Genomic DNA, 19,788 nt, shown 5'->3' with positions numbered 1-19,788 from the left:
TCAGGCCACCGTGGACTCGGAGGAGTCGGGGGCGGCGGACAGCTGTCGCTCCATCATGGCCGCGCGGCGTTCCGTCTCCGATTCGAGCTGGGAGTCCAGCTCCGAGGCGAGGATGCCGTCCGTGGCCGCGGACTCCGTCATGGCGCGGTCGGTGAAGACCAGCGGGCGTTCGCGTTCCGTGATCAGGTGCTTGACCACTTGGACGTTGCCGTTCACGTCCCATACGGCGATGCCGGGCGTGAGGGTCGGGATGATCTCCACCGCCCAGCGTGGCAGGCCGAGGACCCGGCCCGTCGCCCTCGCCTCGTCCGCCTTCTGCGCGTAGATCGTTCTGGTCGAGGCCATCTTCAGGATCGCGGCCGCTTCCCTGGCCGCCGCTCCGTCCACGACGTCGGAGAGGTGGTGGACGACGGCCACGAAGGACAGGCCGAGCCGGCGGCCGAACTTGAGCAGGCGCTGGAAGAGCTGGGCCACGAAGGGGCTGTTGATGATGTGCCAGGCCTCCTCGACCAGGAAGATGCGCTTCTTCCGGTCGGGGCGGATCCAGGTGTGCTCCAGCCAGACGCCCACGATCGCCATCAGGATCGGCATCGCGATCGAGTTGCGGTCGATGTGCGAGAGGTCGAAGACGATCAGGGGGGCGTCCAGGTCGATGCCGATCGTCGTCGGGCCGTCGAACATGCCGCGCAGGTCGCCGTCCACCAGGCGGTCGAGGACGAGGGCGACGTCCAGGCCCCAGGCGCGTACGTCTTCTATGTCGACGTTCATCGCCTCGGCCGACTCGGCCTCGGGGTGGCGGAGTTGCTCCACGATGTCGGTCAGGACCGGCTGGCGGTCCGTGATGGTGGCGTTGACGTAGGCGTGCGCCACCTTGAGGGCGAAGCCCGATCGTTCGTCCAGGCCGTGACCCATCGCCACTTCGATGATCGTTCGAAGCAGTGCGAGCTGGCCGGTCGTGGTGATCGCCGGGTCCAGGGGGTTGAGCCGGATGCCGCCGTCCATCGCGGTCATCGGGTCGAGCCGGATGGGGGTTATCCCCAGCTCGCGCGCGATGAGGTTCCACTCGCCGACGCCGTCCTCACCCTGCGCGTCGAGCACGACGACCTGGCGGTCGCGGAACCTCAACTGCCGCAGGACGTACGTCTTCTCGAGCGCCGACTTGCCGTTGCCGGACTCGCCGAGCACCAGCCAGTGCGGGGCCGGGAGCTGCTGTCCGTACAGCTGGAAGGGGTCGTAGATGTAGCCCTTGCCGCTGTAGACCTCGCGCCCGATGATCACGCCGGAGTCGCCGAGGCCGGGGGCGGCGGTCGGCAGGTAGACGGCCTGGGCCTGGCCCGTGGAGGTGCGGACGGGCAGCCGGGTGGTCTCCACCTTGCCGAAGAGCAGGGCGGTGAAGGCGTCGGTGATGAGAGACAGCGGATCTCGCATGGCGGGTACGGCCTCTCGACTAGCGGCGGATTCCGGTCGCGAACGGCAAGGTGTTGACGAAGGCCCGGTGGTGCTCGCGGTCGCACCACTCCAGCTTCAGATAGGACTTGCCTGCGGAGGCTCTGATGGTCCGCTTGTCGCGGGCCAGTGCTTCCGGCGAGCGCGAGGAGACCGTGATGTAGCCGACCAGGTTGACGCCGGCGGCGCCGCTGGCGAGGTCCTCGCCGCGCTGGTCGAGACGGCCGTGGGCGGCGATGTCGCGGGGGTCGACGGTGCGGTTCATCTTGGCCGCGCGGGACGCCTCGGCCTCGTCGTTGGTCTTCTCCGTGAGCATGCGCTCGATGGCGACCTCGGTCGGCTCCAGGTCCATGCAGACGGCGACCGTGCGGATCACGTCCGGGGTGTGGACGAGCAACGGGGCAAGGAAGTTGACGCCGACCGGGGTCATCGGCCACTCCTTCACCCACGCCGTGGCGTGGCACCAGGGCGCCCGCGTGGAGGACTCACGGGTCTTGGCCTGGAGGAAGGTGGGCTCCATCGCGTCGAGCTCGGCCGGCCAGGCGTTGCGCTTGGTCATGGCCTGGATGTGGTCGATGGGGTGGTCGGGGTCGTACATGGAGTGCACGAGGGAGGCGAGCCGGCTCTGGCCGAGCGGCTGGCGCACCCGGATGTCGGCCTCCGCCAACCGGGCGCAGATGTCGGTGACTTCGCGCGCCATGACGACGGCGAGGCCGGCGTCGCGGTCGAGTTTGCGGCCGTGCGGGTTGGCGGCGCGGGCCATCGCGTTGGCCTCGGCGGCGAGTTCGCGGCTGTACTGCATGCAGGCGACGAGGTAGGCGCGGTGCTGCTCGCTGGAGGTGGACACCATCGACTGGAGCTGCTCGTAGGAGTCCTGGAGCCACTCGGGGGCCTTGGTGTCGCCGCGCTGGGCGACGTCCTTGGCGTGGGCGTCGGGGTCGGCGGGCAGGGTGCGGGCCAGCATCTGAAGGCGCGTCACGAAGCCGTCGCCGTTGGCGACGTGCTTGAGCAGCGTGCCGAACCGGTCGACAAGCGCCTCCTGGTCCTCGCTGTCGCGCAGGCCGACGCCGGGGCCCTCGATCTCGATCGCGGCGGTGACGGTACGCCGGTCGGCGTGCAGCAGGACGGCGATCTCATCGGGGCCGAAGGGCGCGGCGAGCCAGGTGATGTGCCCGATCCCGGGCGGCGGCCCGACCTCGATCTCGCGCCCGTCGAGCCGTACGCCGGCCTCGGGGGAACCCGAGCGGTAGGCGGTGCCGCGGCGCAGCGAGCGCTTGTAACTGCGGTTGATCTCGAACCACTTGTAGAACGTGCGGTGCTTGTACGGCAGGTAGACCGCGGCGAGCGCCAGGAACGGGAAGCCCATCAGGAGCACGATGCGCAGGGACAGGACCGGGACGAGCAGCCCGCACATCATGCCGAGGAAGGCGCCGCCGATGATCAGTGCGATCTCGCCGGTCTCCCGGTTCTTGCCGACGACGGCCGATGGCCTGGCGCGGCCGATCAGATACGTGCGGCGGGGCGCGACCGGCTGGGACTGGGTCGTCAACGCCCTCCACCTCCAGTGTTCTTGTTACCTGCGGTACCGCCGGAGTTGCGGCGGTGGGTGTGCGGCGTGCCGGACGTCGGCCCGTTGCCGCTGCGCGGCGGAGGTGCGGCGGAGGGGACAGTTCCGCCGCCGACTCCGCCGCCGGTCGCGCCGCCGGAGCCCCGGCTGCTGTGCGCGGCCATGCCACCGGACAGGGGGTTGGCGGGGCGGCCCTGGGCGGCGCCGCCTCCGCCTCCACCCTGGTTGCCCCGGCTGCTGTGGGTCTTGATGCCCTGGGAGACGAGCGCGGCGGGCGACGAGACGAGGGCTGCGGCCTGGGCGCCGTCGGTGGCCTGCTTGCGGTTGGTGCGGGCGGAGGCGATCTCGTCGCCGAAGCCGGGCACGAAGCGGTAGATCATCGCCGAGGCGAAGATCGCGAGCAGGATGATGGCGAGGCCGGAGACTACGGCCGAGAAGGAGTCGGGGCCCTTGCCTGCGGAGAGGGCGCCGGCGAGGCTGAGGACGATCACGATGATGGGTTTCACCATGATGATCGCGATCATGATCCCGGCCCAGCGGCGGACGTGGCCCCACATGTTCTTGTCCACGAGCCCCGAGTACACGACGACGCCGAGCAGCGCCCCCACGTACAGCAGGAGGGCGCGGATGTAGAGCTCCAGGAAGAGGACGCCGGCGGCGAGAATGGTGACCAGAGAGACGACGATCAGCATGATCGGGCCGCCGCCGATGTCCGTGCCCTTCTTGAGCGCGGCCGAGAACGAACCGAAGAAGACGTCGGTCTGGTCGCCGGTGCCGGCGGCGATGACATCGGTGACCGCGTCGGTGGCGTTGACGACGGTGTAGAGGATGAGCGGGGTGAACGCCGAGGCGAGCACGGTCAGCCAGAGGAAGCCGACGGCTTCGGAGATCGCGGTCGACAGAGGTACCCCGCGAATGGCGCGCTTGGCCACGGCGAGCAGCCACAGGACGAGCGTGAGGATCGTGGCGGCGGCGAAGACGATGGCGTACCGGCCGAGGAAGGCCGGGTCGGTGAAGTCCACCTTGGCGGCGGTCTTCACGAACTTGGAGAGCGTGTCGACGACCCAGACGGCGGCGTCGGCGCAGCCTTTTGCGAGGGAGGACAGGGGGTCGGAGGCACCGGCGGTGTCCGGTGTGGTGGCTTTGGACCCGCCCTTGCTGCCGCTCTCGCAGTAGTCCTTGGCGAGGCCGACGATGAGGTCGCAGGGGTTACTGCTGCCGCTGGGGCTGGGACTGGGGCTTCCACTCGGTGTAGGGGTGGGGCTGGGTGCCGCCCATGCGCCGGAGGCGAACAGCACCACCGAGGGCGGCAGTACTGCTAGCAGGGAGTACGAGAGTGGACGCCGCCTACCGGGCATAGGTGAAGCCTCCGTATCCCTGAACGGCCTTGGCGATCTCGTCGGCAGTGGAGGCACGATTGTCGCCGCTGACGGGGGTGGGGCCCTCTGTCTGAGAGGAGGACGCGATCTTCCAGCCTCCGTCGATCCACTTGAGCTTCTCGGTGATGGTGAACCAGGTCTGGGTCACCGGCTTGGTGGACCCGGCGCCTGCCAGGCCGACAAGGCCGGTGCACCAGACGTCAACCGTCGCGGAAGCGGAGTCCTGTTGAGTCGCCTTCGTACCGACCGGAACGGTGCGTGAGACGAAGGTGAGTCCTGCGGGCGCGGAGCCGTCGTCGTTCAGGCCGATGTTCTTGAGGAAACCCGGGCTGTATGCCTGGCCCAGGCTACTGAGCAGGCTCTCCACAACGGATGGATCATGGGTAGCCCGCACGATGTCGCTGCGGGTGCTGGTGCTGAACATGCCTTCCGAACCCAGCGCCACCGCGTAATTCGCCGCAGCCGACTGCGCCCCCTGCTCGCTCTGCGGGAAACCGGACGCGATCCCCGCCTGCTTGCCCGGTACCGGCTTCGTGCCCGTGGCCGCCGTCGACCCGGCTCCGCCGGGCTTCGCGGCGTTGTCCGGGGACGTGCCCGTGTCGTCGCCGCCGCGGTTCGCGAAGGCGATCGCCGCGACCAGGAGGACCACGACGCCGACCACCATCACCAGGGACCGGGAGGTCCGCGGGGGGCGGCGGGTGGCGCCGTAGGCGTCGCCGGGGGCCTCCGGGAGGCGCGTGCGGGTCTGGCGGGTGCCTCCGAGCGTGCTGAAGCGGTCGTCGGCGGCGCCCGGGTCGCCTCCGCCGTGGCCCGGCTCGTCGTCGAAACTCATGCCTGCGCCCCCTCGACCTCGACCGTGTGCGGTGCGTAGTACGACCCCGCGTAGTACGACGGTAGCCGTGCTGGTTCCCGCGCGGGCGCGGTGTGGTGACTCGACATCAGGGGGACGCAACCTCTGCCGGTGGGCACGACGGACGGATGGTGTGGGAGGTACGGGAGGGACAGTGGCTCGCCTGACGGGTGGTCAGACGGCCATTCCGTACACGATGGTGAAGAGCGTGCCGAGCGATCCGATGATGAAGACGCCGGTCAGGCCCGCCACGATCAGGCCCTTGCCCTGTTCGGCGCTGAAGGTGTCGCGCAGCGCCGTCGCTCCGATCCGCTGTTTGGCCGCACCCCATACCGCGATGCCGAGGCAGAGGAGGATGGCGACCGCCATCACCACCTCGACCATGATGCGGGCCTCGTTGCCGAGCGTCCCGAACGGCCCCCAGTTGGGGGCGATTCCGCCGATGATGGTGGTGATGTCGCCTTTTCCGGCTGCCAGGTACATGTAACTCACCGCCCCTGTCGGGTAGTTCGAAGCCCCTGCCGCACGGCATGGGTCAGGTTCTATCTTCGCTGATGAAACCGCCGGAGGAGGACGCCTTCGCGCCTCTCTTTACCCGCCCCCGCACGGCAGTACCGGTTCACCGCCCTGACCTGCGGTGAACCGGTGTATGCGGAAACGCGTATGGTCACTCTGTGTATCACGGAGGGTGACTCCGGGCAATGACTGTCGTTGTTACACCCTTGGGCCGCTTGTCGTGTCGGCGGCGGAGCGGCTGGTCAGCCGCTTCGGAAGGCGCCGGGCCGGTTCATAGAAACTTCTCAGAAAAGCTTCATGGTCGTTCTCAGCGGGGCAGGCAAGAGTCAGAGTGTCTCGCAGTCCCCGCAAGCAGGCCCGCCGACCACCAGGAGCCGCACGCATGAAGCGCACTGGCATCTCCGGGAGGAAGTTCGCGACGCGGCGCGGAAGGTTCAGCGCCCTGTCGGCGGCGGCCGTTCTCCTGGCCATACCGACGTACGGCGACCATGACGCGCCGTCGAAGGGCCAGACCACGACCGCGCCGGCCACGGCGGCCGACGCCCGGGTGGGCGCGCTGTTCAAGGGGGACCTCGACGGCGGGCACTTCTGCACCGCGTCCGTGGTGCACAGCGCGGGCCGGGACCTCATCGTGACCGCCGCGCACTGCCTGTCCACGGACGGTTCCCAGGACGGAGGGACGGTGTTCGCGCCCGCCTACCGGGACGGTTCGGCGCCGTACGGGACGTGGCCGGTGGAGTCCGTCTACGCCGCCGACGGCTGGAACGAGGACGGCGACCAGGACAGCGACGTGGCCTTCGCGGTGCTCGGGCCCGGCTCGGACGGCGGCAAGCGGGTCGAGGACGTGGTGGGCGGCGCCCCGCTGTACACGGGCCGGGCGACCGGCGGGCCGGCGACCGTGACCGGGTACCCGTCCGACACCGAGGTGCCGCAGGTCTGCACGAACACGTCGGTGGCGTACGGGGACACGCAGCAGCGCATCGACTGTCCCGCCTTCCCCGGCGGGACCAGCGGCAGCCCCTGGGTCGTGGAGGGCGGGGCGGTGGCGGGGGTGATCGGCGGGTACGAGTTCGGCGGCGACGACCCCGACGTGTCGTACAGCATCGTCTTCGGGCCGGTCACCAAGTCGCTCTACGAACTCGCGGAGGCGGCGGGCACTCCGAAGCCGGCGGCCCCTTCACCCGCGCCCTCGACCGCTCCGTCGGCAGCGCCCGCGGCCGGTGCCGCCGACGCGAGTGGCGGGGGCGACGCGAGTGGCGGGGGCGACGGGAGTGGCGGGAGTGGCGGGGACGACGCGGCCGGTGCGGCCGCCAGGATGGCGGGGGTTCAGGCACTGGTCTGTGCCTGCCTGTTGCCGTGACGGCGCGCCGGATTCATGGCTGAATGAGCGGGGGCCCGACACGAGTGCGGGCGAAGTGGCGGTGAACCGCGCCTCGATGGGGGAGGGTTGAGGGGTGCGCAGAGTCTGGATGGTCGGCGGGATCGGGTTCGGGGTGTGCCTGAGCTTCGTCGCGCTGCTCGTTGTCGGTACGTACTCGGCCGCCGCCGGGCTCGCCTCCGCCGCGGGCGGCGCGGTCGGGCTCGCCAAGGGCGCGGTGCCGGCGCTCTATCAGCCGCTCGTGCAGAAGTGGGGCACCTACTGCCCCGCGCTCAATCCCGCGATGCTCGCCGCCCAGCTCTACTCGGAGAGCGGCTGGAAGACCACCGCCGTCAGCCCGGTCAACGCGCAGGGCATCGCCCAGTTCATGCCCGCCACCTGGGCGACCCATGGCATCGACGGCAACGGCGACGGCAAGCGGGACATCTGGGATCCCGCGGATGCCATTCCGTCAGCCGCCTCCTACGACTGCGAATTGGCCAAATACGTCAAGGACGTACCCGGCGACGCGAGCGACAACATGCTGGCCTCCTACAACGCCGGCGCGTACGCCGTCATCAAGTACAACGGTGTTCCGCCGTACGCGGAGACCCAGGGGTACGTGAAGACGATCCGCTCCCTGGAGAAGAGCTTCGCCGCGCCCGTCGGCCGGGTGCAGCCCTCGCAGCAGGCGGCCGGGGCCATCTACTACGCGCAGCAGAAACTCGGCACGCCCTACCTGTGGGGTGGGGAGGGAACGGCCGAGCAGGGCGGTCGGTTCGACTGCTCCGGGTTGACGCAGGCCGCGTACCAGAGCGTCGGAATCACCTTGCCGCGTGTCGCCAACGACCAGTACAACGCGGGCCCGCACCCCGCGCGCAACGAGCTGCTCCCCGGTGACCTGGTCTTCTTCTCGACCGACCTCGGCAACTCGCGGGCCATCCACCACGTGGGGCTCTACGTGGGCGGCGGGTACATGATCAACGCTCCCTATACTGGCGCCGTCATCCGTTTCGACAAGATCGACGCACCCGACTACTTCGGTGCGACCCGGGTCACCAAGGACGGCGCGGCCGCGCTGCCGACCCTCAAGCCGGGGGCCTGAACACGCCCCTCCGGTGGCTTGAACTCTCCGTGAAGCCATGGCCCTGAGCTGGGACGATGAGTCTCTCTTCGATAACGTCGAAGTGATCATTCGGTGGAGAGTGGAACGCGGCGGCCGTGCAGGGCGTTCCCTGGACAGTGACTGATGTACGTACTGACCACGGGGGTTGGTAGCAGGACGGATCAAGGCAAGGGGCCGCAGCATGGCTGGACTCGCATTCGACGGAGCGAATCCCGATGTCGGCCTGCTCTACGACATCAACGGGCTCGCCAAGGACGCCCCGTCCTGGCTCGACCGCGTCATGGCCTTCGTCGGGGAGTACGGCATCCTGCTCGGCCTCGTGCTCGTCGTGCTGTGGTGCTGGTGGAGCGTGCGGCGCGCGGAGGACCGGCAGTCCGCGGTCACCTCCGTCGCCGGGATCGTCTGGGCCCCGCTGGCCGCCTCGATCGCCGTCCTGGTCAACATTCCGATCCGCGACTTCGTGGGACGGCCGAGGCCCTTCCTCGACCACAAGGGGCTCGACGTCCTGGTCGGCGGCAAGAACGACTTCTCGTTCGTCAGTGACCACGCCACCCTCGCCATGGCGATCGGCGCCGGACTCTTCGTCGCCAACCGCAAGTTCGGCCTGATCGCGCTCGGCCTCGCCCTGCTCGAAGGGTTCTGCCGGGTCTACATGGGCGTGCACTACCCGACCGACGTCGTGGGCGGCTTCGCGCTCGGCACCGCCGTCACGCTGCTCCTCGCCCCACTCGCCCAGCTGCTGCTCACGCCGGTGGTGGCGGCCGTGGCCCGCTCGCGACGGCTCGGCCTGCTCGTGCACTCGCGCCGGGCGCTGACGGTGGTTCCGGCCGCGGCCGGCGGCGCGGTCGAACGGCCGGGCTCCGCCGAGCGCGACCTGGCGGCGTGAACGCCGGTTCGGTGCCGGTGGGTTGGGCCGCGCGGGCGGTGCGGGTGGTGTGAGCGGTAACGGGGGTACGGGTCAGAGTGCTTGGGGGAAGTCGAAGAGCCTGCCCGGGTCGTACTGCTTCTTCAGCTGCGTCAGGCGCGGTGCGGCCGCGCCGTAGTAGGCCGTGCGCCAGTCGGTGAGTGCCGGGTCCGGATAGTTCTGGTAGGCCGCGCCCGAGACGTACGGGCGCATCGCGTCGTGCGTGCGGGTCAGCCAGGACCGCTGGGTCGCACCCGACGTGCCCGGCCGCCAGGCCGCGATGTACTGGGCGAGCACCCGCGAGGTGCGGTGGACGAAGGCGGTGGCGTCCGGGGCGACCCGGTTGATCGCGCCGCCGAGCGCGGTGAGCACGATGGTGCCGGCGCCGCCGTTGTCGGAAGCCGGGATACGGGTGAACTCCTCCGCGCGGGCGAGGAGTTGACCTATGCCGTCGGGTGGCAGCGCCTTGGTGTGGAAGTCGGACTTCGCGGCGTACGTCTCGCGCTGGAGCACCCCCTGCGGGGAGCGGCCCGGGGTCTTGCCGGGCAGGTGGCACTGGGCCTGGCTGTAGGTGGAGCAGCCTCCGTACAGCAGCATCGCGTCCTGGAAGCCGGTGCGGTGCAGGGACACCGAGGAGGCGGGGGCGCCCGCGCGGTCGGCGAGGCGGTCGAGGGCGTTCTGCAGATCGCCGTACGAACCGAGCGAGAACGCGGCGATGGTGACGGTCGGAGCGCCGCCGCCGGCCCCGGCGGCCAGATGGGCGGCGGACCAGATCTCGTCGGGCTGGTCCGGGCCCCACTCCTGCCAGGCGCCGACCACCGCCCGTGCCTGGCGCCAGGGCCAGGTCAGATAGGCCGTCACGCCCTGCGGCGCGGCGTGCGTGCGGAAGGTGAGGCCGGTGACCACGCCGAAGTTGCCGTTGCCCGCGCCGCGCAGGGCCCAGAAGAGATCCGGGTTCTGCTTCTCGCTCGCCGTCAGTTTCCGGCCATCGGCGGTGACGAGGTCGACGGCGGTCAGGCTGTCGCAGGCGAGCCCGTACGCGCGGGCCGTGACGCCGTGTCCGCCGCCCAGGGTCAGGCCCGAGACCGCGACGGTGGGGCAGGAGCCGCCGGGGATCGTACGGCCGCTCTTCGCGAGCCCGGTGTAGACGTCGAGGAGACGGGCGCCCGCGCCGATCGTGCCGTCGGAGGAGACGGAGTCGAGCCGGGACACGTCGATGACGAGGCGCCCGGTGCCCGATGACCATCCCGCGTAGTCGTGGCCGCCGCTGCGCACGGAGAGCGGGGTGTGGTGGGCGCGGGCGTACGCGAGGCACTCCTGTACGTCGCCGGCGTGGGCCACGTACGCGACGGCGTCGGGCTTCTGGTCGTCGAAGCGGGTGTTGTAGAGCTGGCGGGCGGCGGCGTAGTCGGCGTCGCCGGGGCGGACGAGCTTGCCTTCGAGGGAGTGGGCGAGGGCGTTCCAGTCGGCGGGGGCGGGGGTTGCCGAGGGGCTCGGCGACGAGGGGTGGGCCGTCGCGGGCCCGGTCGGCGCGGTACGGGTCGGCGCGGGCCCGGGGTGCGCGGTGCCGCCGCAGGCGGAGGCGGCGAGGGCGGTTGCGGCGGTGCCGGCGGTTGCGGTCAGGAGGGTGCGGCGGCGCATGGGGGCTCCCGGGGGCGGATGGGGCGCTGCGCTGCTTCTTCCCCGCGCCCCAGCCCCCCGAACCGGCCGGACGCCCTCTCCTTGAGGGCCAGGGGGGATCCCCATGACGGGCTGAGGATGCCTCTGCCGAGCCCCGTCAGGGGCGCGGGGAACTGCGCGACCAGCCACGCACGAGCGGCACTCGAAGGCTGGGCCCCTGGGGCTCCGCCCCAGACCCCGTTCGCGCCTTAAGGGCGCTCGTCCTCAATCTCCCCCAAGGCCTTGAGGGCCAGGGGGGACCCCCATGACGGGCTGAGGGTGTCCATGCGGGCCGGCATCGAGTGGTTGAGGGGCGCGGGGAACTGCGCGGGCGCCCTCTGCGGTGCGCGGCCCAGGGGTCAGTTGTGGGGGCGGGTGGGGGGTGGGTGGGGGTGCGTGGCGGTGTGGGATTCGGCGTCCGTTCGGGCCCTGTCGCGGCTGCGCCGGGCCGGGCCGAGCCAGCCGCAGCCGCAGCGGGCGATCGCGAAGCTTCCGCGTTCCGTGACGGTGGTCTGGTGGGGCACCGGACCACCGTACTGCGGGAGTGCGTGACGGCGGCCCCATTGCGGTCGTTAGGAGGGAGGGGCTAGGCCAGTGGGCGTTGGGGGTTTGGCGGCGATGGTGGTGCAGCGGAACGGAGCCCGGCGAGCGGGCGCGATGGTGGCGGCCGTGGCGGTCGGCGGCGTGCTCGCGACCGCCGCCGGATGCGGCGCGCGGAGCGCCGAGATCGCGAGCGGCGCCCCGGCCGATCCGGCGGCGACGGTACGGACGGCCGCCGGCCGGCTGGTGGCGGCGGGCACGTCGCGGGTCACGACCTCCATGGAGATGGCCACCGGGGGCACCCGCGTGACGATCCGCGGCGAGGGGACGTACGACTTCCGGCACCGGTCCGGGCAGTTGACGGTGACGCTGCCCGCGGACGCCAGGGGGGTGGACGAACGCCGGCCGATCACCGAGCTCCTCGCGCCGGGCGCGCTCTACATGAAGAACCGGGGCGCCGGGGTGCCCGCCGACAAGTGGGTGCGCCTCGACACCGCCTCGCTCGCCGACGGCAACCTGGTCACGGGCGGCGTCACCGACCCGTACACGGCCGCCGAACTCCTGCGGGACGCCCAGGGCGTGACGTACGTCGGCGAGGAGCAGCTGGCCGGGGTGAAGGTGCGCCACTACCGGGGAAGCGCCGCGCTGCCGGCGACGGTGGCGAAAGGGTTCTCCAAGGGCGCGGTGCCGTTCGACGCGTACCTCGACGAGGCGGGACGGCTGTGCAAGGTGCGCCACCGGTTCAGCTACGTCAACCGGGGCCGGCCCGTGGCGGTGGCCTCGACGACCCTGCTGTACGGGTTCGGGACGGACGCGACGGTACGGCTTCCCGCGGCGCGGGACATCTTCGACGGGAAGATCCAGCCGTAATCAGCCAGAAATGGTCCGCTCAGGTGGGGCGGTGGTGGCGGAAATGGTCCGTCCGTGCCATGCGCGGTGCGTGCCCCTCTCCCTACGCTAGGAAGCCGACGACGGCGAGCGCGCGGCCGGCAGACGATGGGAAGAGGTCGAGGAAGGGGTGATGTGCGTGGCTTTGCTTCGCGGTGTGACCGTCCAGGACCACGTGGCCCTCGTCGAGATCGAACTGTGCGGGGAATTGATGATCGCGGCGTCCGCCGCGGAGGGGGACCGGCTCAGCCCCGCCCTGATCGACGAGGTCCTGAACGTGGCCCCGCCCACCCATCCCGTCGAGGCCCCCTGGCCACCCCGGCAGCCCCGGTAGCACCCCGGGGCCGCGGACGCCGGCCGGGGCGCGGTCCGGTGGTGGGGGCGCGGTCCGGTGGTGGGGTTGGGGTCTTTGGTTGGGATCAGACCCCGCGAGCCCGGCCTGATCCAAACGAAGGACCCTAGGTGCGCATCATGCGGGCGATCGCCTTCGTCGCCTCCTCCACCTTCGCGTCGATCTCGTCGCCCCCCTTCACCGCCGCGTCGGCCACGCAGTGCCGCAGGTGCTCCTCCAGGAGCTGGAGTGCGAAGGACTGCAACGCCTTGGTCGACGCGGAGACCTGGGTGAGTATGTCGATGCAGTAGACGTCTTCGTCGACCATCCGCTGCAGGCCGCGGATCTGGCCCTCGATGCGCCGCAGCCGCTTGAGGTGTTCGTCCTTCTGCTTGTGGTAGCCGTGCACCCCGCGGTCGTGATCGGTCACCACTCGGTCCGCGGAGGCCGCGGAGGCCGCGGAGTCCACGGAGGCCGCGGAGGCCGAAGGGCCGGGGTTCGGAAGGGCTGAAGGGTCCTCGACCGGGGGGCCGGCCGCCTCGGTGGTCGTCATCGCGTCCTCCCGTTGTCTGCTGTCATCGTCTGTCTGTTGCCATGTGCAGGCCGGATGCCGACCGAGGGCCGGGTCGCCTGCCGTGCAGGACAAGGGGTTCGATACCCCTCGTGGGTATAGGGTAACGAATTTTCGAATCCCGGGCGGGGGTCCGTGCTGATCACTGTGCCTGATGGGCGACACTGAAGAACGCCGGTTAGCCGTGGCCGGATGATGCGCCTAGCATCAGCCTGACCGAATCCCAAGCACTCCGAGGACCCCACGTGCGCTTTCGTCTGACCCCCAGGGAGACGAGCTTCTACGACATGTTCTCCGCATCCGCGGACAATATCGTCACGGGCTCGAAGCTCCTCATGGAACTGCTCGGAGCGGATTCCGCGTCCCGGGCCGAGATCGCGGAGCGCATGCGGGCAGCGGAGCACGCGGGGGACGATGCCACCCACGCGATCTTCCACCAGCTGAACTCCTCCTTCATCACGCCGTTCGACCGCGAGGACATCTACAACCTCGCGTCGTGCCTCGACGACATCATGGACTTCATGGAGGAGGCCGTCGACCTGGTCGTCCTCTACAACGTGGAAGAACTGCCCAAGGGCGTCGAGCAGCAGATCGAGGTCCTCAACCGGGCGGCCGTGCTGACCGCCGAGGCCATGCCGAACCTGCGGACGATGTCCAACCTGACCGAGTACTGGATCGAGGTCAACCGTCTGGAGAACCAGGCCGACCAGATCCACCGCAAGCTGCTCGCCCACCTCTTCAACGGCAAGTACGACGCCATCGAGGTGCTCAAGCTCAAGCAGATCGTGGACGTACTCGAAGAGGCGGCGGACGCGTTCGAGCACGTGGCGAACACGGTGGAGACCATCGCCGTCAAGGAGTCCTGACCCGGTCATGGACACCTTTGCTTTGATCGTGACCATTGGCGTCGCGCTCGGATTCACGTACACGAACGGCTTCCACGACTCGGCCAACGCCATCGCGACCTCCGTGTCGACGCGGGCGCTGACCCCGCGGGCCGCGCTCGCGATGGCCGCCGTGATGAACCTCGCCGGTGCCTTCCTCGGCAGCGGCGTCGCCAAGACGGTGAGCGAGGGGCTCATCTCCACGCCCGAGGGCAACAAGGGGATGGGCATCCTGTTCGCGGCGCTGGTCGGCGCGATCATCTGGAACCTGGTCACCTGGTACTTCGGACTGCCCTCCTCGTCCTCGCACGCGCTGTTCGGCGGCATGGTGGGGGCGGCGCTCGCGGGCGGTACGACCGTGTACTGGTCCGGGGTGCTCGACAAGATCGTCATCCCGATGTTCATCTCACCGGTGATCGGTCTGGTCGTCGGCTATCTCGTGATGTGCGCGATCCTGTGGCTGTTCCGCAAGTCCAACCCGCACAAGGCCAAGCGCGGGTTCCGTATCGCGCAGACGGTCTCGGCGGCCGGCATGGCGCTCGGCCACGGCCTTCAGGACGCGCAGAAGACGATGGGCATCGTGATGATGGCGCTGGTCATCGCGGATGTGCAGGACGCCGGCGGAGAGATTCCGATCTGGGTCAAGTTCGCGTGTGCGGCGATGCTGTCGCTCGGTACGTACGCGGGTGGCTGGCGGATCATGCGGACGCTGGGGCGGAAGATCATCGAACTGGATCCGCCGCAGGGGTTCGCCGCGGAGGCGACGGGGGCGTCGATCATGTTCGGGTCGTCGTTCCTGTTCCAGGCGCCGATCTCCACCACGCATGTGATCACTTCGGCGATCATGGGTGTGGGGGCGACGAAGCGGGTCAACGCGGTGCGGTGGGGTGTTGCGAAGAACATCATCCTGGGGTGGTTCATTACGATGCCGGCGGCAGCGCTGGTCGCTGCGCTGAGCTATCTCGTGGTCCACGTCTTCTTCAGCTAGCCGCGGCTTCCGACCCCGCTTCCGGCTGCGCCGGGGGCGGGGTTTCGGGCGTTCTCGGCTGTCCGAGAGTGCACGGGTGCGGGCCCGGCGTGGGCTGGCCGCGCAGTTCCCCGCGCCCCTTAACCCCGCTTTTGAGTGCGGACCGTGCCCGCTTCTCGCGCAGTTCCCCGCGCCCCTTAACCACTCGGTGCCGGCCCGCATGGACACCCTCAGCCCGTCATGGGGGTCCCCCCTGGCCCTTGAGGCCTTGGGGGAGATTGAGGACGAGCGCCCTTTAGGCGCGAACGGGGTCTGGGGCGGAGCCCCAGGGGGACGCACCCTCAAGTTGCCGCACGGGCGGGTGGGGTGGGCGAACGCGCGAACGGGGTCTGGGGCGGAGCCCCAGGGGGTTGGGGTGGGCCCGCCCTGGGGTGGGCGGGCCCTTCGTCTTGCGGTGGCACCGCCATGCAGCACCGCAGACGGCATGAGGCTCGGGCCTATCCGAAGCGGCCCGAGATGTAGTCCTCCGTGGCCTGCACGGAGGGGTTGGAGAAGATCCGCTCGGTCTCGTCGATCTCGACCAGCTTGCCGGGCTGCCCGACCGCCGCGAGGTTGAAGAACGCCGTACGGTCCGAGACGCGGGCGGCCTGCTGCATGTTGTGCGTCACGATCACGATCGTGAAGCGCTCCTTCAGCTCCCCGATCAAATCCTCGATGGCAAGGGTGGAGATCGGGTCGAGCGCCGAGCAGGGCTCGTCCATGAGCAGGACGTCCGGTTCGACCGCGATGGCCCGCGCGATGCACAGGCGCTGCTGCTGCCCGCCGGAGAGACCCGAACCCGGCTTGTTGAGCCGGTCCTTGACCTCGTTCCAGAGGTTCGCGCCCTTGAGGGACTTCTCGACGACGTCGGCCAGCTCGCTCTTCTTGAACGTGCCGTTCAGACGCAGCCCCGCCGCCACGTTGTCGAAGATCGACATGGTGGGGAAGGGGTTGGGGCGCTGGAAGACCATGCCGACCGTGCGGCGCACCGCCACCGGGTCGACCGCGGAGCCGTACAGGTTCTCGTCGTCGAGGAGGACCTTGCCCTCGACGCGGCCGCCCGGGGTCACCTCGTGCATGCGGTTCAGGGTGCGCAGGAACGTGGACTTGCCGCAGCCGGACGGGCCGATGAAGGCGGTCACGGAGCGCGGCTCGACGGTCATCGAGATGTCGTCGATCGCCTTGTGGGCGCCGTAGTAGGCGGAGAGGCCCGATACGTCGATTCGCTTGGCCATGGGAATCACTGCTTCTTTCGAGACGTACGAGAGAGGTCGCTGATGTGGCCCCCTGCGGCGGAGCCGCACGATGTCGCCTTAGCGACCGGTCTTGGGGGCCTTCCAGCGGGCGATGCCGCGAGCCACCAGGTTGAGGATCATGACGAAGGCGATCAGGACCAGGGCGGCCGCCCACGCGCGGTCGTACGACGCGTCGCTGCCGACCCGGTACTGCTCCCAGATGTAGAAGGGGAGCGAGGACTGGGCGCCTTCGAAGGGGTTGGTGTTGATCAGCTGGCTGCCGAAGACGAGCAGCATGATCGGGGCGGTCTCGCCGGCGATGCGGGCGACCGCGAGCATGAAGCCCGTGGTGATGCCGCCGATCGCGGTGGGGATGACCACCTTCAGGATGGTGCGCCACTTCGGTACGCCGAGGGCGAGCGAGGCCTCCCGCAGCTCGTTCGGTACGAGCTTGAGCATCTCCTCGGTGGAGCGGACCACGACCGGCATCATCAGGATCGACAGGGCGAGCGCGCCCATGAAGCCCGAGGGCTGGAGGTCGAACATCAGCATCAGGGTCAGGATGAACAGGCCGGCGACGATGGACGGGATGCCCGTCATCACGTCGACGAAGAAGGTGACGGCCTTGGCGAGCACGCCCTTGCCGTACTCCACCAGGTAGACCGCGGTCAGCAGGCCGAGCGGCGCGGAGATCAGGGTGGCGATGCCGATCTGCTCCAGGGTGCCGATCAGCGCGTGGTAGATGCCGCCGCCCCGCTCGAAGGCGGGGACGCCGGCCATCGAGTGGGTCAGGAAGTATCCGTCGAGGACCTTGGTGCCGCGGCTGATCGTCGTCCACAGGAGGGAGAGGAGCGGGACCACGGCGAGGATGAAGCAGACCCAGACCAGGGAGGTCGCCACCCGGTCCTTGGCCTGCCGCTTGTTCTCCACGGTCGTGGTGACCGCGTACGAGATGAGGATGAACAGGAGGGCCGCTATCAGGCCCCACTGGACCTTGCTGTGCAGGTCGAAGGCGAGGCCGATGCCCACGGCGAGGACGATCGCGGCCGCCGCGAAGCCGGCGCCGGCGCCGCGGGGCAGGGAGCGGTGGCTGAGGCTGTCCTTGCGGGGTGCCGGGGCGGCCGGCCGGGCGTCCTGAACGGCTGCGTGGCTCATGCCGGGCTCCCTTCGGAGTCTGCGGTACGGAGGTTGCGGGGCATCGCGGGGCTCATGCGTTCGCCCCCGAGTACTCCTTGCGGCGGGCGATGATCATGCGGGCGCCGCCGTTGACCAGCAGGGTGAGGACGAACAGGACAAGCCCGGAGGCGATCAGCGCGTCGCGGCCCAGCTGGTTGGCCTCGTCGAACTTCGCGGCGATGTTCTGTGCGAAGGTCCCGCCGCCCGGGTTGAGCAGGTGCGCCGAGAGGACGTAGCTCGGGGAGAGGACCGTGGCGACGGCCATCGTCTCGCCCAGCGCGCGGCCAAGTCCCAGCATCGAGGCGGAGATCACGCCCGAGCGGCCGAAGGGCAGCACCGACAGGCGGATGACTTCCCAGCGGGTCGCGCCGAGGGCCAGGGCGGCCTCCTCGTTCATGCGCGGTACCTGGAGGAAGACCTCGCGGCTGACGCTGGTCACGATCGGCAGGATCATGATCGCGAGCAGGATGCCGACGGTGAAGATGGAGCGGGCGACGCCGACCTCGGTCTTCTCGAAGACGACGGTCCAGCCCAGGTAGGTGTCGAGCCAGTCGTTGAGGCCGCCGAGGTAGGGCACGAGGAACAGGGCGCCCCAGATGCCGTAGACGATCGACGGCACGGCGGCGAGCAGATCGACGACGTACGCGAGGGGTGCGGCCAGCTTGCGCGGCGCGTAGTGCGAGATGAACAGGGCGATGCCGACGGCGACCGGGACGGCGATGGCCATCGCGACGACCGAGCTGACGACGGTGCCGAAGAGCAGGACGGCGATGCCGAACGCCGGGGGGTCGCCGGCCGGGTTCCAGTCGAAGGTGGTCAGGAAGTTGCCCTGGTCCTTCGAGATCGCGATGCCGGCCCGGATGCTCAGGAAGATGGCGATGGCCGCCATGACGACGAGCAGGAAGATGCCCGAGCCCCGGGAGAGCCCGAGGAAGATCTTGTCGCCCGCGCGGCCGGTGGACTGCTTGCGGCGCGCTGCCGGGGCGGGAGCGGGTGGCGGAGGCGTGTCCGTTGCTATGGAAGAAGCCATGGTCTTTCCGGTCTGTGGGCGGGGACTTGACGGGTCCCCTGGCGGCGGTGCACCGGATGGTGTGCGGTGGGGGCCGGACGGGGCCCCCACCCCACGCGGCCGCCGGGTCTTCGTCCCGGCGGCTCAACTGCGGTCTTACGAAAGGGAGTTGATGGTCTCGACGACCTTGGAGTTGATCTCGGCCGGGATCGGCGCGTAGCTGGCGTCGGTGAGCAGCTTCTGCCCGTCGGCGCTCGCGGCGTAGGTGAGGAAGGACTTGACCGCGGGGAGGGTGGCGGCCTTGTTGCCCTTGTCGCAGGCGACCTCGTACGTCACGAGGACGATCGGGTAGGCGTTGTCGGCCTTGGTCGTGTAGTCCAGCTTCAGTGCGAGGTCCTTGCCGGTGCCGGCGATCTTCGCGGCGGCGATGGCCGTGGAGGCGTTCGCCGAGTTGGCCTTGACCGGGGCGGAGGCGCCGGTGTTGATGTCGACGGTCTTGATCGACTGGGAGGAGGCGTAGGAGAGCTCGAAGTAGCCGATGGCGCCGTTGGTCTGCTTGACCTGGGCGGCGACGCCGGCGGAGCCGGATGCGGCCTGGCCGCCGGGGGCGGCCCACTTCTTGGCGGGCGCGTACGTCCAGTCGGACTTGGCCGTGGCGCTCAGGTACTTGGTGAGGTTCTCGGTGGTGCCGGAGTCCTCGGAGCGGTGGAACGCCTGGATCGCGAGGTCCGGGAGCTTGGCGCCCTGGTTCAGCTTGGCGATCGCCTCGTCGTTCCACTTGGTGATCTTGCCGTTGAAGATCTTGGCGAGGGTCGGGGCGTCCAGGACGAGGCTGTCGACGCCCTCGACGTGGAAGCCGATCGCGATCGGGCCGCCGACCATCGGGAGGTTGATGCCCTGGCCGCCGCTGCAGACCTTCTTGGAGTCCGCCACCTGCTCCGGCTTGAGCGGCGAGTCGGAGCCGGCGAAGGCCACCGTGCCCTGCGTGAAGGCGACGATGCCCTCGCCGGAGGAGGAGGACTTGTAGTTGATCTGCGCGTCCTTGCAGGCCGCCATGTAGTTCTTGACCCAGAGGTCCATGGCGTTCTTCTGCGCGGAGGAGCCGGACGCCAGGACCTGGCCCTTGGCGCCGTCGCACTTCACGTTGGACGCGGCGCCGGAGGCCGTGCCGCCCGTGCCGCCCGTGCTCCCGCCACCGCTGTTGTTGTCGCTGCCGCACGCCGTGAGGGCCAGGGCGCTGGACACGGCGATGACGCCGAGGGCGGTGGCGCGGAGCCGGTTCTTGCGCTGAAGCTTCACTTTCGGGTGTTCCTTCCGGGAGCCGCCGGGTTCCGTTCGTTCTAC

18 protein-coding genes are annotated in these 19,788 nt (G+C 70.0%); 7 read left to right on the top strand and 11 right to left on the bottom strand.

The genetic code is table 11. The features are described 5' to 3' along the window. From OG432_RS15415 to OG432_RS15395, 5 genes are all read right to left on the bottom strand, one after another. Positions 1-1,428 carry an ATP-binding protein gene (locus tag OG432_RS15415; RefSeq protein WP_328311513.1) on the bottom strand — a complete coding sequence of 476 codons (1,428 nt, stop codon included), beginning with the start codon at positions 1,426-1,428 and terminating at the stop codon, positions 1-3. 19 nt (positions 1,429-1,447) lie between these two features. Then, the gene (locus OG432_RS15410; protein WP_328311512.1) at positions 1,448-2,995 is read right to left on the bottom strand and encodes an SCO6880 family protein; all 1,548 of its coding nucleotides are present in this window, start codon (positions 2,993-2,995) and stop codon (positions 1,448-1,450) included. After that, positions 2,992-4,371 carry a hypothetical protein gene (locus tag OG432_RS15405; RefSeq protein WP_328311511.1) on the bottom strand — a complete coding sequence of 460 codons (1,380 nt, stop codon included), beginning with the start codon at positions 4,369-4,371 and terminating at the stop codon, positions 2,992-2,994. The genes OG432_RS15410 and OG432_RS15405 overlap by 4 nt, the downstream gene beginning before the upstream one ends. Continuing rightward, positions 4,361-5,224 (bottom strand): hypothetical protein, encoded by an 864-nt coding sequence (locus OG432_RS15400; RefSeq protein ID WP_328311510.1) that lies wholly within the window; start codon positions 5,222-5,224, stop codon positions 4,361-4,363. Before OG432_RS15400 ends, OG432_RS15405 begins: the two co-directional genes overlap by 11 nt. A 192-nt stretch (positions 5,225-5,416) precedes the next feature. Further along, positions 5,417-5,725, bottom strand: coding sequence for a hypothetical protein (locus tag OG432_RS15395; protein WP_053729027.1), 309 nt, complete (start codon positions 5,723-5,725; stop codon positions 5,417-5,419). Between the two features lie 415 nt (positions 5,726-6,140). On the opposite strand from OG432_RS15395, the gene OG432_RS15390 reads away from it, so the two are divergent. The 3 genes from OG432_RS15390 (at position 6,141) to OG432_RS15380 (ending at position 9,127) form a co-directional block, all read left to right on the top strand. Next, positions 6,141-7,118: a trypsin-like serine peptidase gene (locus OG432_RS15390; RefSeq protein ID WP_328311509.1), complete on the top strand. Its 978-nt coding sequence runs from the start codon at positions 6,141-6,143 to the stop codon at positions 7,116-7,118. 109 nt (positions 7,119-7,227) lie between these two features. Next, on the top strand, positions 7,228-8,220 hold the full coding sequence (locus OG432_RS15385) for a bifunctional lytic transglycosylase/C40 family peptidase (RefSeq protein ID WP_328315119.1): 993 nt from the start codon (positions 7,228-7,230) through the stop codon (positions 8,218-8,220). 202 nt (positions 8,221-8,422) lie between these two features. Next, positions 8,423-9,127, top strand: a complete 705-nt coding sequence (locus OG432_RS15380; RefSeq protein ID WP_328311508.1) for a phosphatase PAP2 family protein — start codon at positions 8,423-8,425, stop codon at positions 9,125-9,127. Between the two features lie 72 nt (positions 9,128-9,199). Here the strand turns inward: OG432_RS15380 and OG432_RS15375 are convergent, their stop codons facing one another. Next, on the bottom strand, positions 9,200-10,786 hold the full coding sequence (locus OG432_RS15375) for an FAD-binding oxidoreductase (RefSeq protein ID WP_328311507.1): 1,587 nt from the start codon (positions 10,784-10,786) through the stop codon (positions 9,200-9,202). 636 nt (positions 10,787-11,422) lie between these two features. Here OG432_RS15375 and OG432_RS15370 point away from each other — a divergent pair. Together OG432_RS15370 and OG432_RS15365 are read left to right on the top strand one after the other, a co-directional pair. Next, a complete protein-coding gene (locus OG432_RS15370) occupies positions 11,423-12,214 on the top strand; it encodes a hypothetical protein (RefSeq protein ID WP_328311506.1) in 792 nt (263 codons plus the stop codon). Positions 12,215-12,365: 151 nt separating this feature from the next. Next, the gene (locus OG432_RS15365) at positions 12,366-12,566 is read left to right on the top strand and encodes a hypothetical protein (RefSeq protein WP_328311505.1); all 201 of its coding nucleotides are present in this window, start codon (positions 12,366-12,368) and stop codon (positions 12,564-12,566) included. Between the two features lie 124 nt (positions 12,567-12,690). Here the strand turns inward: OG432_RS15365 and OG432_RS15360 are convergent, their stop codons facing one another. Beyond that, a complete protein-coding gene (locus OG432_RS15360; protein WP_328311504.1) occupies positions 12,691-13,116 on the bottom strand; it encodes a metal-sensitive transcriptional regulator in 426 nt (141 codons plus the stop codon). Between the two features lie 263 nt (positions 13,117-13,379). Here OG432_RS15360 and OG432_RS15355 point away from each other — a divergent pair, with 263 nt between their 5' ends. Together OG432_RS15355 and OG432_RS15350 are read left to right on the top strand one after the other, a co-directional pair. Further along, on the top strand, positions 13,380-14,000 hold the full coding sequence (locus OG432_RS15355) for a DUF47 domain-containing protein (RefSeq protein ID WP_053729022.1): 621 nt from the start codon (positions 13,380-13,382) through the stop codon (positions 13,998-14,000). A gap of 7 nt (positions 14,001-14,007) precedes the next feature. Beyond that, a complete protein-coding gene (locus OG432_RS15350; protein ID WP_328311502.1) occupies positions 14,008-15,006 on the top strand; it encodes an inorganic phosphate transporter in 999 nt (332 codons plus the stop codon). 476 nt (positions 15,007-15,482) lie between these two features. Here the strand turns inward: OG432_RS15350 and pstB are convergent, their stop codons facing one another. From pstB to pstS, 4 genes are all read right to left on the bottom strand, one after another. After that, positions 15,483-16,259, bottom strand: coding sequence for a phosphate ABC transporter ATP-binding protein PstB (pstB, locus tag OG432_RS15345; protein ID WP_328311501.1), 777 nt, complete (start codon positions 16,257-16,259; stop codon positions 15,483-15,485). Positions 16,260-16,337: 78 nt separating this feature from the next. Further along, positions 16,338-17,414 (bottom strand): phosphate ABC transporter permease PstA, encoded by a 1,077-nt coding sequence (gene pstA / locus OG432_RS15340; protein WP_328311500.1) that lies wholly within the window; start codon positions 17,412-17,414, stop codon positions 16,338-16,340. A gap of 52 nt (positions 17,415-17,466) precedes the next feature. Further along, positions 17,467-18,465 (bottom strand): phosphate ABC transporter permease subunit PstC, encoded by a 999-nt coding sequence (pstC, locus tag OG432_RS15335; protein ID WP_328311499.1) that lies wholly within the window; start codon positions 18,463-18,465, stop codon positions 17,467-17,469. A gap of 135 nt (positions 18,466-18,600) precedes the next feature. Beyond that, positions 18,601-19,743 (bottom strand): phosphate ABC transporter substrate-binding protein PstS, encoded by a 1,143-nt coding sequence (pstS, locus tag OG432_RS15330; protein WP_328311497.1) that lies wholly within the window; start codon positions 19,741-19,743, stop codon positions 18,601-18,603. Between the last annotated feature and the right edge of the window lie 45 nt (positions 19,744-19,788).

This window comes from Streptomyces sp. NBC_00442 (assembly GCF_036014195.1).
Lineage (GTDB): Bacteria > Actinomycetota > Actinomycetes > Streptomycetales > Streptomycetaceae > Streptomyces.
This window is presented reverse-complemented; position numbering and strand designations above follow the sequence as displayed.